Origin of the sequence: Nitrosomonas sp. Nm51 (assembly GCF_900111165.1) — a bacterium.
Classification (GTDB): Bacteria; Pseudomonadota; Gammaproteobacteria; order Burkholderiales; family Nitrosomonadaceae; genus Nitrosomonas.
The window spans coordinates 65,204-83,347 of the sequence record NZ_FOGH01000010.1; the positions used below are offsets into that span (position 1 = coordinate 65,204).

Annotated in this window: 13 protein-coding genes and 1 pseudogene; 5 read left to right on the top strand and 9 right to left on the bottom strand. The window is 48.8% G+C overall.

Going from position 1 to position 18,144, the window contains the following annotated elements:
• Positions 1-272: 272 nt before the first annotated feature.
• The 4 genes from BMY60_RS05730 to cas6 are packed head-to-tail and all read right to left on the bottom strand — an operon-like array spanning position 273 to position 8,925.
• Positions 273-4,586, bottom strand: a complete 4,314-nt coding sequence (locus BMY60_RS05730) for a TIGR03986 family type III CRISPR-associated RAMP protein (RefSeq protein ID WP_218141636.1) — start codon at positions 4,584-4,586, stop codon at positions 273-275.
• A 10-nt stretch (positions 4,587-4,596) separates the two neighbouring features.
• The gene (locus tag BMY60_RS05735; RefSeq protein ID WP_090332055.1) at positions 4,597-6,423 is read right to left on the bottom strand and encodes an RAMP superfamily CRISPR-associated protein; all 1,827 of its coding nucleotides are present in this window, start codon (positions 6,421-6,423) and stop codon (positions 4,597-4,599) included.
• The gene (locus BMY60_RS05740; protein ID WP_090332059.1) at positions 6,420-8,024 is read right to left on the bottom strand and encodes a Cas10/Cmr2 second palm domain-containing protein; all 1,605 of its coding nucleotides are present in this window, start codon (positions 8,022-8,024) and stop codon (positions 6,420-6,422) included. The genes BMY60_RS05735 and BMY60_RS05740 overlap by 4 nt, the downstream gene beginning before the upstream one ends.
• Before the next feature lie 16 nt (positions 8,025-8,040).
• The gene (gene cas6, locus BMY60_RS05745; RefSeq protein ID WP_177166594.1) at positions 8,041-8,925 is read right to left on the bottom strand and encodes a CRISPR system precrRNA processing endoribonuclease RAMP protein Cas6; all 885 of its coding nucleotides are present in this window, start codon (positions 8,923-8,925) and stop codon (positions 8,041-8,043) included.
• Between the two features lie 499 nt (positions 8,926-9,424).
• Here cas6 and BMY60_RS05750 point away from each other — a divergent pair, with 499 nt between their 5' ends.
• The gene (locus tag BMY60_RS05750; protein WP_090332063.1) at positions 9,425-9,931 is read left to right on the top strand and encodes a hypothetical protein; all 507 of its coding nucleotides are present in this window, start codon (positions 9,425-9,427) and stop codon (positions 9,929-9,931) included.
• 73 nt (positions 9,932-10,004) lie between these two features.
• On the opposite strand, the gene BMY60_RS05755 is transcribed toward BMY60_RS05750, so the two are convergent.
• On the bottom strand, positions 10,005-11,162 hold the full coding sequence (locus BMY60_RS05755) for a J domain-containing protein (RefSeq protein WP_090332065.1): 1,158 nt from the start codon (positions 11,160-11,162) through the stop codon (positions 10,005-10,007).
• Between the two features lie 411 nt (positions 11,163-11,573).
• Here BMY60_RS05755 and BMY60_RS05760 point away from each other — a divergent pair, with 411 nt between their 5' ends.
• The gene (locus BMY60_RS05760; protein ID WP_090332067.1) at positions 11,574-12,482 is read left to right on the top strand and encodes a hypothetical protein; all 909 of its coding nucleotides are present in this window, start codon (positions 11,574-11,576) and stop codon (positions 12,480-12,482) included.
• A gap of 303 nt (positions 12,483-12,785) precedes the next feature.
• Here the strand turns inward: BMY60_RS05760 and BMY60_RS05765 are convergent, their stop codons facing one another.
• The gene (locus tag BMY60_RS05765; protein ID WP_090332069.1) at positions 12,786-13,121 is read right to left on the bottom strand and encodes a YacL family protein; all 336 of its coding nucleotides are present in this window, start codon (positions 13,119-13,121) and stop codon (positions 12,786-12,788) included.
• Complete coding sequence (locus tag BMY60_RS05770; RefSeq protein ID WP_090332070.1) at positions 13,118-13,693, bottom strand: EndoU domain-containing protein; 576 nt, start codon at positions 13,691-13,693, stop codon at positions 13,118-13,120. The genes BMY60_RS05765 and BMY60_RS05770 overlap by 4 nt, the downstream gene beginning before the upstream one ends.
• 109 nt (positions 13,694-13,802) lie before the next feature.
• On the opposite strand from BMY60_RS05770, the gene rimO reads away from it, so the two are divergent.
• The 3 genes from rimO (at position 13,803) to BMY60_RS05785 (ending at position 16,339) form a co-directional block, all read left to right on the top strand.
• Positions 13,803-15,152 (top strand): 30S ribosomal protein S12 methylthiotransferase RimO, encoded by a 1,350-nt coding sequence (gene rimO / locus BMY60_RS05775; RefSeq protein WP_090332072.1) that lies wholly within the window; start codon positions 13,803-13,805, stop codon positions 15,150-15,152.
• A 385-nt stretch (positions 15,153-15,537) separates the two neighbouring features.
• Complete coding sequence (locus BMY60_RS05780; RefSeq protein ID WP_090332074.1) at positions 15,538-15,849, top strand: c-type cytochrome; 312 nt, start codon at positions 15,538-15,540, stop codon at positions 15,847-15,849.
• A gap of 64 nt (positions 15,850-15,913) precedes the next feature.
• Positions 15,914-16,339: an OsmC family protein gene (locus BMY60_RS05785; RefSeq protein WP_090332075.1), complete on the top strand. Its 426-nt coding sequence runs from the start codon at positions 15,914-15,916 to the stop codon at positions 16,337-16,339.
• An 80-nt stretch (positions 16,340-16,419) separates the two neighbouring features.
• Here BMY60_RS05785 and murA read toward each other — a convergent pair whose 3' ends face one another.
• Both murA and BMY60_RS16180 read right to left on the bottom strand, forming a co-directional pair.
• Positions 16,420-17,691, bottom strand: coding sequence for a UDP-N-acetylglucosamine 1-carboxyvinyltransferase (gene murA / locus BMY60_RS05790; RefSeq protein ID WP_090332077.1), 1,272 nt, complete (start codon positions 17,689-17,691; stop codon positions 16,420-16,422).
• A 318-nt stretch (positions 17,692-18,009) separates the two neighbouring features.
• Positions 18,010-18,144 (bottom strand): annotated as a pseudogene (locus BMY60_RS16180) (IS630 family transposase); the annotation flags it as partial.

Here is an 18,144-nt window from a genome sequence, read left to right on the forward strand (position 1 = left end):
ACCCGCATGAATACTAGTGCGGCGCGGTTTGGGCTTGAAAATGGACGAAGTATCATTGCTATCCTTCTGATTGTAAGTTTACTTTTCTAAATGGCTGATTAAAAACCAGGCAGGCTGTTTTGTGATTTTTCATATTTTTGCGCGTGCGCCGCATTTTTATAATGTTTTTTCAATTATTCAGTAAGTTATGTGTTGAATTGCAAGTAAGTGCGGCTGAGGCGCTGAATGAATGATCCTGTTTTTGCATGTCACCATTATTTCAAGAAATAATATCACCTTCTATGATTTGAGTATCGATGTTTCTGTTGATCACGGTTTTCAATGTCTTCAATTTTATTTTTTTTGAGTAAAGATATCTGTTTGCTATCTTTGGTAATGGTATGTAAATACTGCGGTTCTTCAGGCGTTGCCTGTTGTTTAGGCTGATAATGATGGTTTTTTGAATTCGCCTGCGCCTTCTGTCTCAGCACGCTCGCTTTGTCATTATTGCCAAACCATTCGAAATGCTTGTTTTCCAGTGTACTGTTTCCGGCAATGGGATAATGCACCGGAACGCCGATGTATTGCGGGTCGCCCAACAATTGTAATGCGTGTTTGATGTCTGCGTCAGTCCCTGCCAAGCCGTTTTGTACCAGTTTGTCGAATGTGTCGTTGAATGTCTGCGTACAATCAGCGGTTACGACATTCTGTCTGAAATATTCGGGCCAGTCCCAGGCGGCATGTTCACCTTTCAGCCAGGCATAGTGATAGCGGTCGCAATTCGTGCTGTCGGTGGTATAACGCTGATGGCGGTTGATGAGAAAGAGGCCGACCGGTTCGATTTTGACCGAACCTAATCCCAATGGCTTACCCATGCCGAGCCGGTGTTCGAATTTTGGCGCGGGTTGCAGCGTAGCGCAGAGTTGCGCAAGTTCTGTTGCATCGAGATTGTTGAAGTCGATTTCGAAATAGAAAGGTGTATTCTCGCTGATCGGCGCAATTTTGACTTGGCGGCTGGTGATAAATTTGTTTTTATCTTCCTCAAATTCTTTCTGATCGTTGGCTGCCGGCTTATGCGTTTTCCAAGGAGGCTTGCAGGTACTTCCGCCAGAATTTACGCCGATGGCGTCAAGCTTCATTACGTTTCCGTTTTGTTCGCGCCAGGCGTGTAGATAACATTTGCGCCCGCGTAAAGTCATTGTTTCCGAACATTCGGCTGCAACCTTTTTGCTCACAAAATCGTCATTATTCTTTCGTTTTAAATAGAATGCGGGTGACGGCGGTTTAGGAGACGACAGTTCTTTTAGGGTAACAGGGGAGACTCCATTGACGGTTGTTTTTTTATCGGGCAGTCCAAAACCGATACGAACTTTGCCGGCGAAGGCGAATGCCTGTGCTTTATCGTTCGGCTGGTTGACATTTTCCACAGTCGTATTGTCGTCGTCCCGGTGTTCCACCACGCCGAATAATCGTTCGGCGGGCGAGAGTTTAAATCGATCGGTATTCTTCGTTCGCACGCCCATGCCCAGTTGCACAAGATTGGGGTCACGCTGGGAGAGTAAGTCGGCAGTAGTCTGGAGTTTGTTTTTTGTGCCGATACCGGCTCGCCAGATCGATGAAAAACTGATTTCGGTGATTTGTCCATCATTGTCGACATCGAAGAATACCAAGTCTCCCTTTTTCAAACGGGTCATATAACATGTCAGATCATTTGGCACCCTATGAATGTGATTTTCCAATTTATTTCTGCCGATTGGTGTATAAGGCAGAATTTTATAAGGTGACGCTATGGTTTCCCCTTGTTTTAAATGCAATCCTGCGAGTGCTAAATCAGCCAATTCATGAAAGCGTTTTTTAACGTGGGGTGGAATCTCAAGCGGGCTGACTCTTTTTGTAGTGTCAGGCAGGAAAACATGGTGTTTTACATTGTCAGGAATGTCTTCTCGGAACTCGTCTTTCAAGTTACGAACCCAGCCGTGAATATATGGATTATTGCCAGGCGTTATTTCTAAATTTTCTACAGCTTTCTTAAATTTTTCTACATCTATGAATTCTAGAGATTCCAAGTGTGATTTTTCAGTACTACTTTTTGGGAAAACAGTTGGGGTTCTTTTTCCGATAAAGTATTTGTCTGATTTAATGAAATCCTTTAATTCGGTTGCTTTGCAATTATAAAAATATCGCTTGTTACTGCTGAATTTTGATGGGATATCATCGAAATATATTCTCAAAAAATCATCTTCAGATGGTGTGCCAAAAATCTTTTCCCATTTAGCTGGAACATTGTTTCTGTTACCAAATAAAGTCGGCAAAGTTAATGGTTGAAGTTTTAATTCGCCTTGATCATCTACGATACGTCCCATAGCCGATAAAGCGACATAATCGTCTAACGATTTCCGTACCGAATAGTGTTCAGGATGCAACACCCGAAAATTTGAATTACTGACACTCTCAAACAGACTGGACAGCATGCCGCGCAGGCTGGTGGCGGGGATGGCATGTTTTCCATTGAGTTTAAACGGCCTGGCTTCCGACGGTTCCCGGTCGCTGGTTGAAGGTTTTGTTTCCGCACCGATAAACAGCGGGGTTTGGGTGGTCAGACTGCACACGATGCGCCCGGAGAATTTGCCGGTATGGTATTGGTCGTGACCTTCCCTGTTTGCTTTTAATGTTTCCGCTTTTGCTTCGGGCCAGTCGCCGATTTTAGGATTGTTCAGCGGAATGAAATGGTAGGGATTGTGGAAGCCGTTCGACGCGGGTTTTAAATTGAAATCAGGCGCCTCCGGTTGGTTATCGTCCGTTGTTTTTTCAATTTCAGGTGGAAATTCTGCAGGCGGTTCAAGTGCTACCGTGTCACGCAGCGCTTGCAGTGCACCGTCAATGGTCAAGCCTGCTCCTATTTTTTTTAGCCGTTCTTCCCAATTGTCCAAAACCGCATGTTCCCGGCATTGCCCATACCCCTTGTTCGCGCCGAATCCGAACGCAATATCGCCTTCAGCCAGATCGCGCAACAGCAGGCTGATGAGGCCCAGCGCCGGTTTCAATGCATCTTCGTCGTTTTTCAGCTGTGCCTGTTTCAGCCGGTGGAGATCCAGATAAATTGCGCCTGTCAGCGTGGGACACTCTATGTAATCGACGTTGAATTTTGCGCCTTCCTTGCCGCCGCCGGTGAAACGGTCGATGGCGACCATTTCGTGGCGGGTTAGGGTGGCGAGCTGAAAGGCGCGTTTTTTGATGTCTGCCCGAAGTGCGTCGCTCAGGTCCTGCGGGTCGGCAATTTCTTTTAGCCTTGCCTTGAAGTTGTCTTTGACCGATGCATCTCTGAAAGTATCGTTCGCCCAGCTACTGTTTTCCGATTTATGGACGATCAGGCTGCCCGCTGAATCGACAATGCGGATATGCAACTGCTCTTCAGTTTTTTCCGCTGCTGTGCTCGTCTTAACCAGGTCGACGATAATGCATGACTTGACTGTATCGCTTAAATCGCTGATTGTTTCCCGCACGCCGTTAAATTGAAGCGCGTATTCAGGGATACTATGAATTAAATCCGAGGCGCAAACGATTCCTTTCCACCCCGCTGTGCCGAATAACAGGCTGATCAGGTCGCGGTGTGCAATGCCGTCATAAGCCGGGGCTGCATGGCCTTGCGGTATATCCTGACCCATCGTGCGCAAAATCTTTTCCGCCTGCGCGCGCAGCCGCCCGCGCAAACTGCTGGCGGGTAAAATAACCTGACCCTGATGATTGGTGCGCGGTTTTGCGTCGGCTTCGTTTTTTGCTTCGTCTTTTTTTTTGCTTGCTTTAACAAGAAACGGCGTGTGAAAATCGAGTGTCAGGGGCAGATTTAGTGAGTTGGCGATAATATCGGGTCGCTCCAGGTCTGCGTATTTAATGTTGCTGGGTTTTGCGAAGATTTGCCAGTGTTCCTGTTTGCCGTTTTGAATCGCCCGAAACCAGTCATGCATTTCCTGTTTGCCAAAATAGCGCACGCATGAAGACAGACATCTGACTTTCCCTTGAGACTGATTGGCGCCCGCACCGAGTGAAAACGACGGGTCTTTGGCAGCTTTTCGGAGCAGGTCAAGCAAGTATTGGATTTCCGTTTCGCAAGCGTTTTGAATGATGATTTTATAATTGAAACAGACGCCCGGATTGACGCGACGGGTGTTAAACAGTTTTCTGTCCTCGGCAGTGCCGGTGACACGGTCGATGGCAACACGGGTGATGGTGTCGAATGGTTTGTCTTCCTGGTCTGCGGCATACCAGGCGTTCAGAAATTCGGCCTGCCCGGCAACGGTTACTGATTTCCTTTTGTTATCTCCATCTTTAGTGTCTATGGTATCGCCAAAAATATTGAGATTGCTGGCACAATAATAGCGTCTGGCCAATGCTTTTAACGCGCCCTTTATACTGGCACCGGGGATGTAGGGCTTTTTATTCAGGTCCAGCGCGATGGCTTGGATCCAGGAGTTATTCTGTTTTTTGTCCACTGATTCACCGGATTGCTTGTCCATTTCTTCATCCAGCCCGGTACCGATATGCATGGGTGTGACGAGCTGAAATTGTCCGGTAATAATCCAGCGTCCTGATTTAACGGTATCGGTCATGTTCGATCCTTTATTGTTCATTATTACAGGCGGTTAATCGTTCTTCTTTGGGGGAATGGAATCCGTGATCAGGGTTGATCACTATTTCGCCAAAGCCGTTTTGCGGGATGAATGGATTCTGCTTCCAGGTGCTTTCATGTGCTGTGTTAACTTGCTGCGGTAGCGGCAATCCGCATTTCCGCCATTCGTTCAGCTTTTGCCGTGCATTTTCTTTAAGGTTGAATTTGAATACAAACACGCTGCCCGCATCGGTCAGTACGAAAGGCCGGTAGTGTTGCGTTTGCGGCTTATCCCCGCTATTTTGCTTGATATAACGTTCCCAGAGAAATGTTCCGCCTGCCATACTGTGGCTGGCGTAAAAGTGCGACAACGAGAGCGATTTATCTGACAGTTCAGAGAAAATGTCACTGTAGTGTGCGTTCAGGTTGATAGCTTGTTGCGTCCGGTCTGCAACTTCGGTTGATGCGATCAATAGCGCAGGGGTGTTAAGCATTAAAACAACCATCTTACAGTCGTCTTTGATTGTTTTTTCTGGCCAGACGGTGTCTGGGTTGTCGTTGAAGCTGACCGCAGCCCAGGCATCGGTCTTGCCGATTGGTCCCAGGCCATTGCCCAGCAGTTGTGCCAGTTCTTGCCAAATACTTTTGCGCTTTTCCTCGTTAATGCCGTCAGGCAAAAAGATATCTGTCAGCCAGACGGTTCCGGCAGCCGCCACTTTACATTGATACGCGAACAGTTTTTCATCGGCCGCAGTGCCTGTGTCGGGGTTAATCGCGGTACGTACCCGCAAATGTGTGGCCGTTTGACCCCAGCCACGCGCCGTATCAACTTCCACCCATTCATTTTTCCAATCATGTAAAAAAGTCGGAGCTTTGCCGTCGATCAAGCTGGGTCTTTCGACTTCAGCGAGATCGAACAGGCAACCGTTTACTGAAGCCAGTGACAACAGAATTGAACTGGGCCGTTTTTGCGAGTTTGACGGGAAAGCGTGCGTGATGCGGATATCATCGAAATGTTCGGCGAGCAGACTTTCTTTATGGCTTTCCGCAATTGTTTTGCCGTAACGGGCGTGGAACAATCGGGCCAAAGCGCCTTTTAACGTACCACCGGTAATAATGTCGCTGGATTCAAAGACGTTGCCGCGCCGGTTGCGGGTGGCGATACACAACGGGCGGTCGATTCGCAGCATCAACCTTTTTTGTAAGACCGGTTTTTGCTCGGGGTAACGTTTGGGCGCAGCACGCTTGAGCGTAACCTGAGCGCCAACCAGTTCGCCAAAGCCGACGCTGCGCTGCGCGCCCAACTGGCTGTGCCATAGCAGTCCAGCGCGTAAATGCTGTTCAAGGTCTTTACTTTCATTATTGGCCAGATAAACCGGCCAGCGCCCTTTGAAAGTAACCGTGCTGTTGGCTGGCCGTATTTGCTCGATTAACAGCAGGCTGCCGCTTTCAACGGCTTCGGCTTTGTCGTCAATGTGAATACGCGTGGTGTGCAGTAATGCATCACCGGGGTTGTCGATGACCAGATCGTCGGTACAGATACGGGCATGCAGGTTTTCCGCCGTGCCTGCGCTGCCGAACCAGCGATTGCATTTTGGTTCATGTTTATTATTTGTGTCTGCAGGCACATGCAGGCCCGCCAACTCCTTCATCTCATTCCAGGCCGCCTGAATACGGCCTGCAATCAGGCTGCCGGGTAAAATCGGGCGACCTTCGTGGTTGCGCAGCAGGGTGGCGCCCAGACCGTAACGCCCCGGTTCGCTGCCCTGCACCAGCCAGGGCGTTTTTAACGTGATGGCGATATCGATATGATAAAGAGAGCGGGTGGCGGTATTCATCTGGCACTTTCCGTTTGATCGCAGGCATCGGGCAGAATGTAATCCCATAGCTCCATCAACAGGGTCCAGGCCACGGCGTCTTCCGGCGGAATACTTGTGGGCGAGCTTTGCCAGGCATTGTGGGTGATGGTTTCCCAAAGATTTTCAAATGCCCCTTTCATACCGGCTTCTTCGATCGCTGTTTGAACCGATTCATAGCTGCGCCGCAGTAATTCCATTTCATCGCCGACCTTGCCTGCCGCCAGGCTGCGCAGCACGCGCACTATGGCCGAGCGGGGGAGAATGTCTTTGAGCGGGATAAGCGTCTGGCGTAATTGCTGCAATTTCGTTTGTGTCAGCAAAAGCTGTTGCCAGCCGTTTTGGGCGATGCCGCTGCGTTGCCAGTAGTCGTCCATGTTGTCGCCGGCGTGGTCGAACGATTCGAGTACGATCCAGGAAACGGTGTTTTGGGTTTTATCCGTGTCTTTACCGTAGTCGGCCAGCTTTTTGGCGAGTTTTTGCAACTGGCTGATCGGCGCGGCGTGGCTGGCGAACACCAGACCGGCTGCGTGGGTGAGTTTTTGCGCATTGTTTTCATTCGAATCAGGGAGATATTTCCAGTCTTGAGTTAATTCAAAGAATTTTTGGGTAAATTCAAGCCCCAGCCAGGCAGGTATTAAAAATAAAAATTCATCGCCACCCCAGAGCAGGGTTTCGAAGCGTAATTTGCCGTCGTTTTTACCGAGTGAGGTGTTTCGAAGAAATTGTAATATTTCGGCTAATAATTCACGCTGGTAGCTTCGGATTGTTCTATCTAACTTATTGAGTGCAGCGTTATTTTCACAACTTTTCTGAATTTTTCCAAAGCTATTGCCATCGGTGTAAAATACCGCCATTTTGCCGTCGAGATTTGAAGGAATGGATATGTAATCAGTGTCTTCTGAATTAAACTGCGAAAGTGCTTCGGTATGATTGACAAATGCCTGGTCATTTTTGTCTCGATTAATCAAATCGAACAGTTGATATTGTGAAACTAATTCTTTTGTCAGTTCGGTTTGATAGAATTTCTGGCGTAATTTTTTTCCGCTTTCTCTGCGATCATAAATACTTTGGCTGACATTTTTTTTCTTTGAGTCTCCAGGTAAATAAGTATTTGTAACGGCAGGGAGAATTTCATCAATTTCACAAATTTCAGTCGATCCACCCCAGTATGTAGTGAAATTCAGCGACTGCATTTGATGCCAGCGTACCTTGCTGATGGTTTGCTCGGTCAATACGCGAAATTCATTTTCTCGGCCTTCAGCAATAGTAACGGCGAATGTGGCGTGACGGTAGGCGGAATTACCGTTGAGGTAGTTGTAGACTGACTGAATCAATTCATTGCTATCGATTTTTCCGGTGACTTTAAATAAACCGATTGATGCGCCGGTACTGACTGGTTCGATTTTGTCGCCATGTTCGAACAGTTCTGAATTGTCGTCAGGTTTTTTTGCGCATTTAGTGAGATCGCGAACCGCCTGCAACAACATGTAACCACCGCCGCGGCGCGTACTTAAGTCTTCGGTGTCGTCAACAACATAAGACAGATTGATCGCCTCCAGCCGGAGTAATTTGAGTGTCATGATTTTTCTTCATTTTTTATTCAGGGATTGTTATAGCATACATCCCCTGCCCCAGTGAAGCACCCTGGCCGGCGCCGAACCAGCATCCCCAGTTCAACAATGCCATGATGGGCGCGGGAATCGGGCCGTCATAGTGAATTCGGCCGGTTAGTCCGCTTCTCGTGATGGGATGCTTTTTGGTGCGGGAGCCGTAATGCCACTGTACACGTGTCAAATGATGCTGACGTATGGCTATAGCGCGAATCTGCTCTTCCGCTTCTATCCATGCCGTTGATCCAATTCGCAATGTTTCGGCAAGTTCCGGCTCCAGCGCTTGAATGCGCTTTGCAAGCGAGCGTGTGAGCCTTAATAAAGCGGGCGGCGCATTGGCTGCGCCTTTTGCTTTCTGTTTTGCGTTTTCGAGAACAAGCGGTGTCAGGAATGAAAGGACAACGCTATCGCCGACGGTAAAGGTGTAGTTAAAACCGGGATTGACCGGTTCGATGGAAGCCATCTGTTTTTCATTCCACAACCGGGGCGGGTTGCCGGGCGAGCAGATATGAATTTCATGTTTTTTGATTTTGTCGCAACGTCCGTCAAGACGAATTTCCCGCCAGTATTGCAGGATTGGCAAAATAGACGGCAGAAACTGTCTGGCCTGACCATATAACATAATGCCGCAACCCAGCAGATTTATGTCTGTTTTTTTCCCGGCGCCCGGATCATAAGGCGGCGGTAATACAGCGTAATACTTATACAGGTTGTTTTGCGTCATGCCGAGCGCGTGGGCCGCCTCTGGTTCATGTGCCCGAATTAGATTTTCAAAAAAGCCGTGTAAAACTCCGCCCAAAAAGGGCAGTGCTGTAATTGCAGGCTTGGGTTTATCGTTCAGCAGTTCGAGCTTGAGGCTTATTAGTATCATCAAGTATGCGTGTTTCTTTCGAGGTGGTTGAGACTTTCCCATTTTTGCGCCGCAGGGCATGCCAAAGCATATACAAGGCGCGAAAACGTCCATTCATCCGCAACATTCGCTTGTTTTCCCGGCCGCAAAGACACGTAAGGTGTTATCCGTTGTCAGCCGGTCAAATGTATCGCACGGGATGCGCCGGTTTTTTGATTTGACCGGTTCTTAACGGGATAACCGTAATAAAGTATATACTATGCCTTTAATATCTTTTATATTCGCTTTCTTCTTTTCTGCATGCCGTCTCGTACAGGCCGCAGCAGCGTTAATAAACAGATTCAACCACGCATTTATTATTATGCATAAATTCCGCTTTTTACCCCGCGCAGTAAATGCCCCACCCTTCGAATCGGCTTCCAGCCGTCAGAATCTGTCTTCGGTAATTCTGGCCTCTGTTTTTGCATTACTATCGGCTGCTTCGAGAACGCTGTCAACAACCTGTTAAAGGTACATACTGATGAACAAACGTCCCGTTAGTACAACGCTATTGATACTGATTCTGCTACTGCTGCTTTTTGCATGCGCAGGCTTGAAAACCACACGGGACAAGCCGCTGCGTCATCAGGCAACGATTGAAGGCGATCCCGTGACGCTGGCGCGTTGCATGATGCGCGCACTCAATACCGATACCAGGCCGTCCATGAAGCTGTATCACTATCGTTTCCGGATTTATCCGGATATCGCGGCCACACAGATTTTCGCCTACGACACGCGATTTCTGCCTTATATCTATTCAAGCAATTCGCCGCAGAACCCAGATGCGATCCGTGATTACATCGGCTCCGGGCCGGAGGTTTTACGCGGTGTGCGGGAGATCAGGGAAGCCGGATACCGGTATGGATTCGTATTGACAATGCATCAAACGGACGGCGCTTCAAGCCGCGCGGCAGTCAAGGGCGATTCCTATGTCAGCGGGATCGCCTGGAATCATATACTGTCGTGTGCTGATGCAGTACACCGGTAGCAGGGTTTGGGCTTGGGGGTCGTTCATAAATAACTGTCACACTGATTTATTCACGGCTCCTTAGGCAAACGCATCAACGGAAATCGAAATCATCCATTTCGTCATTGAACAGGCTGCCGGATAATGCGGCATTTTCAGGCATCCCGTAATTCTTCAGCCAGATTTTCATATGTTTGACCGTGGTTAAAAATGCAAGCTCTTTTTCAAGCTGGCCGATACTCTGTTGCAGCGCCTCGATGTCCGCGTTCAACTGCTGCACTACTGTTTCCGGATTTGCCGCCTGATGCGGGGCTAAATTCGCCGACATCCGGTACGGCAGTTCCGCCTGTTCGATTTCGATTCGCAGCTGCTCAAGCTGGTCCTGCAAAATCTTGTTGTATGCTTTTAAGCGGTCTTGCGCAATGGTATTGATATGATCCTGGTCTATTTGCGCCAGCTCGAGCTGCAGCGCCAGCAGTTTCAGTAAATCCTTGTCTTTATACGCTGCATTCACGCGCTTCATGATTTCTGTCTTGCGGGCGCGCGCGTCAGGGTCGGTTTCGCGATCCGGATGCGCCGCCGTACTGAGTTGCCGATAGATTGCTTTAATCGACTGGCTGACATGCTCCTGTTCGGCTTTATGCGCAGCGGTGCGGCGCGCTTCCCGGGCGGTCTGACGCTTTGTCTGTTGACCGGCCTGTTTTTCGGACGGTTCCGGTTCGTCAAGCTGTCCGTTCATTTTTTCGGCGACACGCTGTGCAACTGCTTCCGGGTCGGTGTAGTCAAAATCGTCTCCCAAATCACCGAACTGTTCTTCAAATATTTCCTGCATCATACCGGCCATTATATCGTTCAGGCCTTCACCTTCAGCCCCGCATTCGATACCGCTGTGTTTTTTGTAAATTGGTTTCAATTCATCCGCGTTTGAATGCGTGAACAGCGCCGAGCATATTTCACAAATGACATATGAGATTTTGTCTTTCTGGGAAGGCGTAAAGCTGCGCCGGTTGTGAAACGCATTCAGGCGTAGCACCATTGTGGTTTGCAGTTCGGCGATTACCTGCATTAACGGTTGATATTCCTCCAGTATCTTTTTCTGAAAATCCGGCGCCAGCGCTTGCCATTGCTGTAAACGCTTTTTTTTCTGATCAATCTTTTCAATCAGGCGGTTGAATTTTTTCTGCTCGGGTGAGAGCGTTTTCTGGCCGGTTGTTTGTCGAATCTTGACAACGGCTTTACGGGGTTTCGGCATAAAAATTGTGCGCACGGCAATCAGTTAATTAACATGGCCAATGGTACTTTATCCGAAAGACATTCGACAAATTTGTATTGACCGATATCATCAATGACGTGATCGCTGCCGCGTATTCGGATTGGAGTGTCTTCCAGGTGAATGGGATGGTTCGCTCCAGGCTCTGGAATCTCAAATAGGAAACGAATCAATCTTAGTTTGACACAGATCAAAGCTGAAAGCGTCATGATTAAATATTATCAGTAAAAATTATTCTGACGGTAGAAGGTAGAAAAGTAAAAAAGAAAATGTGACAATAAAGCTTCCATATGTAAAAAAGTGTGGAAAGATGGCTTGTGGCTTCTTGATAGTTATCTGAAACAGTATTCCTGAACATAAAAATTTACAGATATATAAATTTTGGAGGGGTAAATGAAGTGTTTCTATAAAAGGAAGGGGATGGGCAACGGATTAATAATTGCTTTTTTGTTGATTTGCATGGCTGCTTTTGCGCCGCAAGCTTTAGCCCATGATGCGGCAACAAGAATCAGGCATTTGGAGCAAAGCTTGCAGGCAATTCAGGCTGAATTGGAAAAGCTAAAATCAGAAAATGCACAGTCTGCGCAGAAAGTGCAGAATATCGAGCGAACAACAAACCAGACTGCAGAGAAAGTCGACACTGTCCAGCAAAGTAATGTGGTTTTAAAAGAGCGTATAGAGCCTATCGTCAGCCGCTCGGAACAAAGACACCGCATGTTGTTCTTCAGGGGCGGATTTACGCATATGATGAATCACCGCAATGGCGTAACCATTCAAAATCAGGTTTTGCCGATTGGCGCACAGGACAGAGCCGATCGCAACGGCTGGTATATTGGGGCAGGACTCGATTGGAGTTTAACCGACGATGTATGGGGTGTTCTTCCCAATACCTCTATCTTTGCTGAATTGATGTTTGAGTATAAAGAATTCGGTCATAATATTGAGGGTAACGGAGCAGTCGGCAACGCGCCCAGCATGCTGGCAGGTGGAGAACTGAATCCGATTCATGTAACCGTTAATCAGTTTACGCTTACCGCCTCTCCCAAAGTCAAATTCTTTGAAGGCTCAAAATTGCGGCCCTGGATTATTCCGGCAGGCTTGGCGATCCACGTATTAAGCCCGCCAACTGAATCCATTACGTATATACAACCCGGCGTCCAGTTCGGGGCAGGACTCGATTACCATCTTTGGAAAAATTTCTATATTGGCATCGATGGACGCTATCAGCTGACCGCGGGCAAAATAGATGGCGTCAACCTGAGCGGCATGACGGCTGGCGGCTATCTTGGGATCGGGTTCTAAATCTGGCTGGGTGCGCTGTATAAACAGATGATCAACAAACACTAAAATAAATCTTTGTTGCTTGCCCGATTAAAGCTGTAACAGAAGTGTTAAGGAGCCGCGAATAAATCAGTGTTACAGTTATTTATGAACGACTCCTAAGTCCGTGACGAAGCCGTTTCACCTCACTGTCTCACAGTGAGGTGTTTTTTTTGCATTTTCCTTTTGGAGTGCTTTTTGGAGTGCTGAAAAACCAGTGGATTTTATCGATCATGCGCAGAATTTTTTCCCTTTGCAGTAGTTTTCCGTACACAGGATTGCGTGTTACTTTCCAGTGTCGCGATGATGAACCGTTACCTGCCAGGCTTTCACTGCATCGGTGAATGTCGTCAGAGGGATGCGCATGACTCCACCCGGTTCCTGCTCCTCAGTGAAGTTCGCTTCGATCTCGACATGTTGCGGATAAACCGACAGGTAGTATGCGTTACCATTGCGTTCCCATGAGGCCAGCCGTCCTGATTGCACTGCATCTATCTTCTGCGCCAGTTCATCTACCCATGCCGGACTTTTCTGAATATCCAGAGTTAAGTACGCTGCAATACGGTCATGCGCGGGATCACCCGGAATACGGCCAGGCCAGTTGCAGTTATCCTGATTCATTCGTAGAGTGGAAATGCTGTGTTGATTCTGCCGTTTCTGGGTGGTGCGAAGCCGATGGTGAACAGTTTGTCGTTTTGACTGCAGTATTGCTCATTCTTTTCTACGGCAGGATCGGCAGAACTGGCTTCCCGGGGTTTATTGAAACCGCATTGCGTCCAGTCGGGCGCGCCTGCCGGGCATTGAAACGTGTGCGCAACTGCATGAGCGATTGAATTTAAAACCTGCCTGGCTGAGCAATTGTCAGGAAACATGGAGGAAAACTTGTTTTTATTCGGGTCTGCTTTATGAGACCAGCGGCCCGTATAGACTCCGGCCGCATTGGCTTTATCCTGCACCGCAAACACTGCTACGGTGTCGGGATTGATGCCGCCAGGCCGGGAATGAAACCCTTTCGGGCGACTGCGATTCCACTCACCGCAAAATACATGCCTCAGATTGACTGAAAGGCTGTTGTCTATCGCGATCCAGTGTTGCTGCGTATTACAATCAACCTGTGCCCGGGCGGGGTATGCGAGCAGTGATCCGAGCAGCAATATGACAGTTATCCCAACGGCGGATATATATCGGCGCATTGTTTTTAGCTACCTGTAAGGCATTTTTAATGAAATTCTGGAAAGTCCGTTTTACGAATCGGTTAGAATTCTACCATTTTATCGCTACGTTTTTTGATTCATCGTTTTCATGTCACTATCCAAACAACCACAATCATCACCTAAAGTCGGTTTCATTTCACTGGGCTGCCCCAAAGCGCTGGTGGATTCCGAGCATATACTGACGCAACTTAGAGCGGAAGGTTACGAGATATCCGCTTCCTATGAAGCCGCCGACCTCGTCGTTGTCAATACCTGCGGGTTTATCGACAGTGCCGTTGAGGAGTCGCTTGACACCATTGGCGAAGCGCTGGCCGAAAACGGCAAAGTCATAGTTACCGGCTGTCTCGGCGCCAAGGAGGATGGTAATATCATTCGTGAAGCGCATCCACAGGTACTTGCCGTCACCGGGCCGCATGCGCTGCCCGAAGTCATGGCAGCGATTCATACCCATTTGCCGCAGCCGCACGATCCGTTTATCAGCCTTATTCCGCCGCAGGGCATCCGGTTGACGCCAAAGCATTATGCGTATATCAAAATTTCCGAAGGCTGCAACCATCGCTGTACTTTTTGCATTATTCCGTCGATGCGCGGCGATCTGGTCAGCCGCCCGATTCATCAGGTGATGCAGGAGGCGGAAAACCTGGTAAATGCCGGCGCCCGGGAATTGCTGATTATCTCGCAAGATACCAGCGCTTATGGGGTCGATGTGAAATACCGTACAGGTTTCTGGCAGGGCAGGCCGGTCAAAACACACCTGACCGAACTGGCAGCTGCGCTTGGGGAGCTCGGTGTGTGGGTGCGGTTGCATTATGTTTATCCGTATCCACATGTCGATGAAATTATTCCGCTAATGGCAAAAGGAAAAATACTGCCTTACCTTGATGTGCCGTTGCAGCATGCTAGTCCGCGGATACTCAAAGCCATGAAGCGTCCGGCCAGTGCCGAAAACAATCTGGCGCGCATCCGGCAATGGCGGAAGATTTGCCCGGATATTACGCTGCGCAGCACGTTTATTGTCGGTTTTCCGGGTGAAACCGAATCCGAATTTGAAGAATTGCTGCAATTCCTGCAGGCGGCCCGGCTTGACCGGGTCGGCTGTTTCAAATACTCGCCGGTTGAAGGCGCTGCGGCCAATGTATTGCCCGACCCGGTTGCGGAAGAAGTCAAGGAAGAGCGTTATGCACGTTTCATGCAGCTTCAGGAAGACATCAGCCGTCAGCGTCTGGCCAGCAAAGTCGGGCGCAAGATTACCGTTATTGTTGAGCATATCGACAATGGCCGGGTGATTGCCAGAAGCAGCGCGGATGCGCCGGAGATCGACGGTTTCGTCTACATCAGCAATCCGCCAGGTACATTACAGGTGGGCGATTTTGTTGACGTGCACGTAACCGGATCGGATGCGCATGATTTGTATGCACGCACCGACAGGCCAGAATAATCAGGCGCGCATGCTCTCATGAAGTATAAATCGTGCTGCGGAACTTGTTGATTTATTGGTTTGTCATAACTAGCTACTCTATCCATATGATATTGCCAGGTACAGCGTTACCATGGTCACTGACAAGCTCATTGAACCCGGCAATATCTCATATGGATGGAGTAGTACTGGGCCCTGTCAGCAGAAAATTCGATCAACGTAGTTTCTGTCCGGGTTTGCAGGCCAGGGAATGTTAACAACTAGTGAACAGAAATAATTCAATAATTGTTAACACCCCGTGGGCAATTGTCTGCCCGCTTGATGCTGTTACAGAGTTGCTGCATATCTGCACGGTTCAGGGTAAAATAGCGTTTCCTGTATAACTTTTAATAAGGAAGAAAGAAATATGAAAGGAATTTTGATTAGTATGGCTGCCGCGTCAGCATTGTTGCTGGCAACTGGCGTACACGCTGATGCAGAACTGGCAAAAAACAGCGGTTGCTTGAACTGTCATAATGTCGATACCAAACTTGTCGGCCCAGCTTTGAAAGATATCGCTGAGAAGTATGCCGGGCAAGATGATGCTTCGGACTATCTGGCAGGAAAAATCAAAAATGGCAGTAATGGTGTCTGGGGTCCGGTGCCTATGCCGCCTAACGCAATGGTCAGCGATGAAAATGCAAAGGTTCTGGCTGATTTCATTTTGTCACTCAAGTAGACCAGGGTTGACTGTTTAAAAGCCGACGTCTGTTACGTCGGCTTTTTTATTGTATTAAAATACTATGAAAACAAGTATTCAATGGCAAGGGAATGTCAGTTTTCTTGCCGAATCCGGCAGCGGTCATCAGGTACTTATGGATGGTGCGCCTGAGGCGGGCGGGCAAAACCGGGGTCCGCGCCCGATGGAAATGATACTGATGGGGCTGGGCGGCTGCACGACGTTTGACATTATTTTCATATTGAAAAAATCGCGTCAGGATGTAACCGATTGTTTTGTAGAGATTGAAGCGCAGCGTGCAAAAACCGATCCTAAAGTATTCACGCATGTTCACCTGCATTTTGTTCTCACCGGAAACCGGCTTAATCATCACCAGGTCGAACGCGCCATCAACCTGTCCGCGGAGAAGTATTGTTCCGCATCAATTATGCTCAAAAACTCCGTAAACATCACGCATGACTATGAGATCATTGAATCGCCGCAAAACTGATGGCGTTGTTGTTGTCGGTCCGCTTCTGCCGTTGTTCATTAGCCCCCAGAACCGCGGAGAATAACGCTGCCGAATTCGTGTCAGTGCGTGCCGGCGCGTTGAATGCTGGCACCCAGCAGAGAAAGTTTTTTTTCGATTGCTTCATAACCGCGGTCAAGATGATAAATGCGGTCAATTACTGTTTCGCCTTGCGCGACAAGTCCTGCGATAACCAGGCTGGCCGACGCGCGCAGATCGGTTGCCATTACATGGGCGCCGTCGAGCCCCGGTATGCCGCGGATAATGGCTGTATTGCCTTCAACTCTGATGTCCGCGTTCATGCGCTTTAATTCCTGCACGTGCATCAGGCGATTCTCAAAAATAGTTTCTGTGATGACGGCCGTGCCGTCGGCGATGCAGTTCAGTGACATGAACTGAGCCTGCATGTCGGTGGGAAATGCGGGATAGGGGGCGGTTCTCAGGGTAACTGGTTTAGGTCTGTGCTGCATTTCCAGATTAATCCACCGGGCTCCGGTTTCGATGCTGGCGCCGCTTTCTGTCAGTTTGTCCAGAACGGCATCCAGCAGGTGCGGATCGGTTTCCGATAAGCGGATATCGCCGCCGGTCGCGCAGGCCGCGGCCAGAAATGTGCCTGTTTCGATACGATCGGGCATGACAGCATGTTCGGCGCCCCGCAGCACCGGGACGCCTTCTATGGTAATAATGTCGCTGCCCGCGCCGTGAATTCTGGCGCCCATGGCGATAAGGCAATTGGCGAGATCGATTATTTCCGGTTCGCGTGCCGCGTTTTCAATCACTGTGGTGCCGTGCGCGAGCGTTGCCGCCATCATCAGATTCTCCGTGCCTGTGACTGTGACGATGTCCATCACAATCCGGGCGCCGTGCAACTGTTTGGCGACGGCATGGATATAGCCATGCTCTATGGTGATTTCCGCACCCATGGCTTCCAGCCCCTTGATATGCTGATCGACCGGTCTCAAACCGATAGCGCAGCCGCCGGGCAGGGATATATACGCCTCACCGGCGCGGGCGAGCAGCGGTCCTAATACCAGTATGGCAGCGCGCATTGTTTTCACCATGTCATAGGACGCGGTCAGATGCGCCAGGTTTGCTGCGCACAAAACAAATTCCGATGGTCCGTTATCATGAACGCTTACTCCAATTTCCTTGAGCAACGATATCATGGTCGTGATATCCATCAACCGGGGCACGTTGCTGATACGGATGTCATCGCCTGTCAGTAACGCGGCGCATAATACCGGCAGGGCTGCATTTTTAGCGCCTGAAATGCGGATTTCTCCGCGAAGCGGGTTGCCGCCCTGGATGATCAGCTTAGGTGTTTGTTCATGCATGAAAACGGTTTGGCTACAATGCGGTTTAAAAGCAGCATTATAGCCGAGCAGACTGCCGGCTAGCCTGGATATTGCATCAGTTGCTGGAATTTAAACGCTGAACTGTTTTGAATTGAACGTGCTCGCGACCGCAGACGCAGTTATTCTGTGGCATAGGGAGCATGTGCGTTCAATTCAAGACAGGGCAAGTTAAAAACCGGCAAGTGGATCCGTGGGTACAAGCTGTACTTTCGTTTGAATCCATGAAAACAACAGACATCATAATTACACACCAAAATCCAGCGTACTAGTATTTCGATTCATTAAATTATTTACAAATTAAACGATTTCGAGATTGAATTTCTTCCAGCGGTAAACAACAGGAGTAGAATTAATTTCCTCGATTCCTTTAAGTATCCGTTCCCGCAATTCGGCCTTGGAGGAAACACGAATATGCCTCAAAAACGTCCGCGC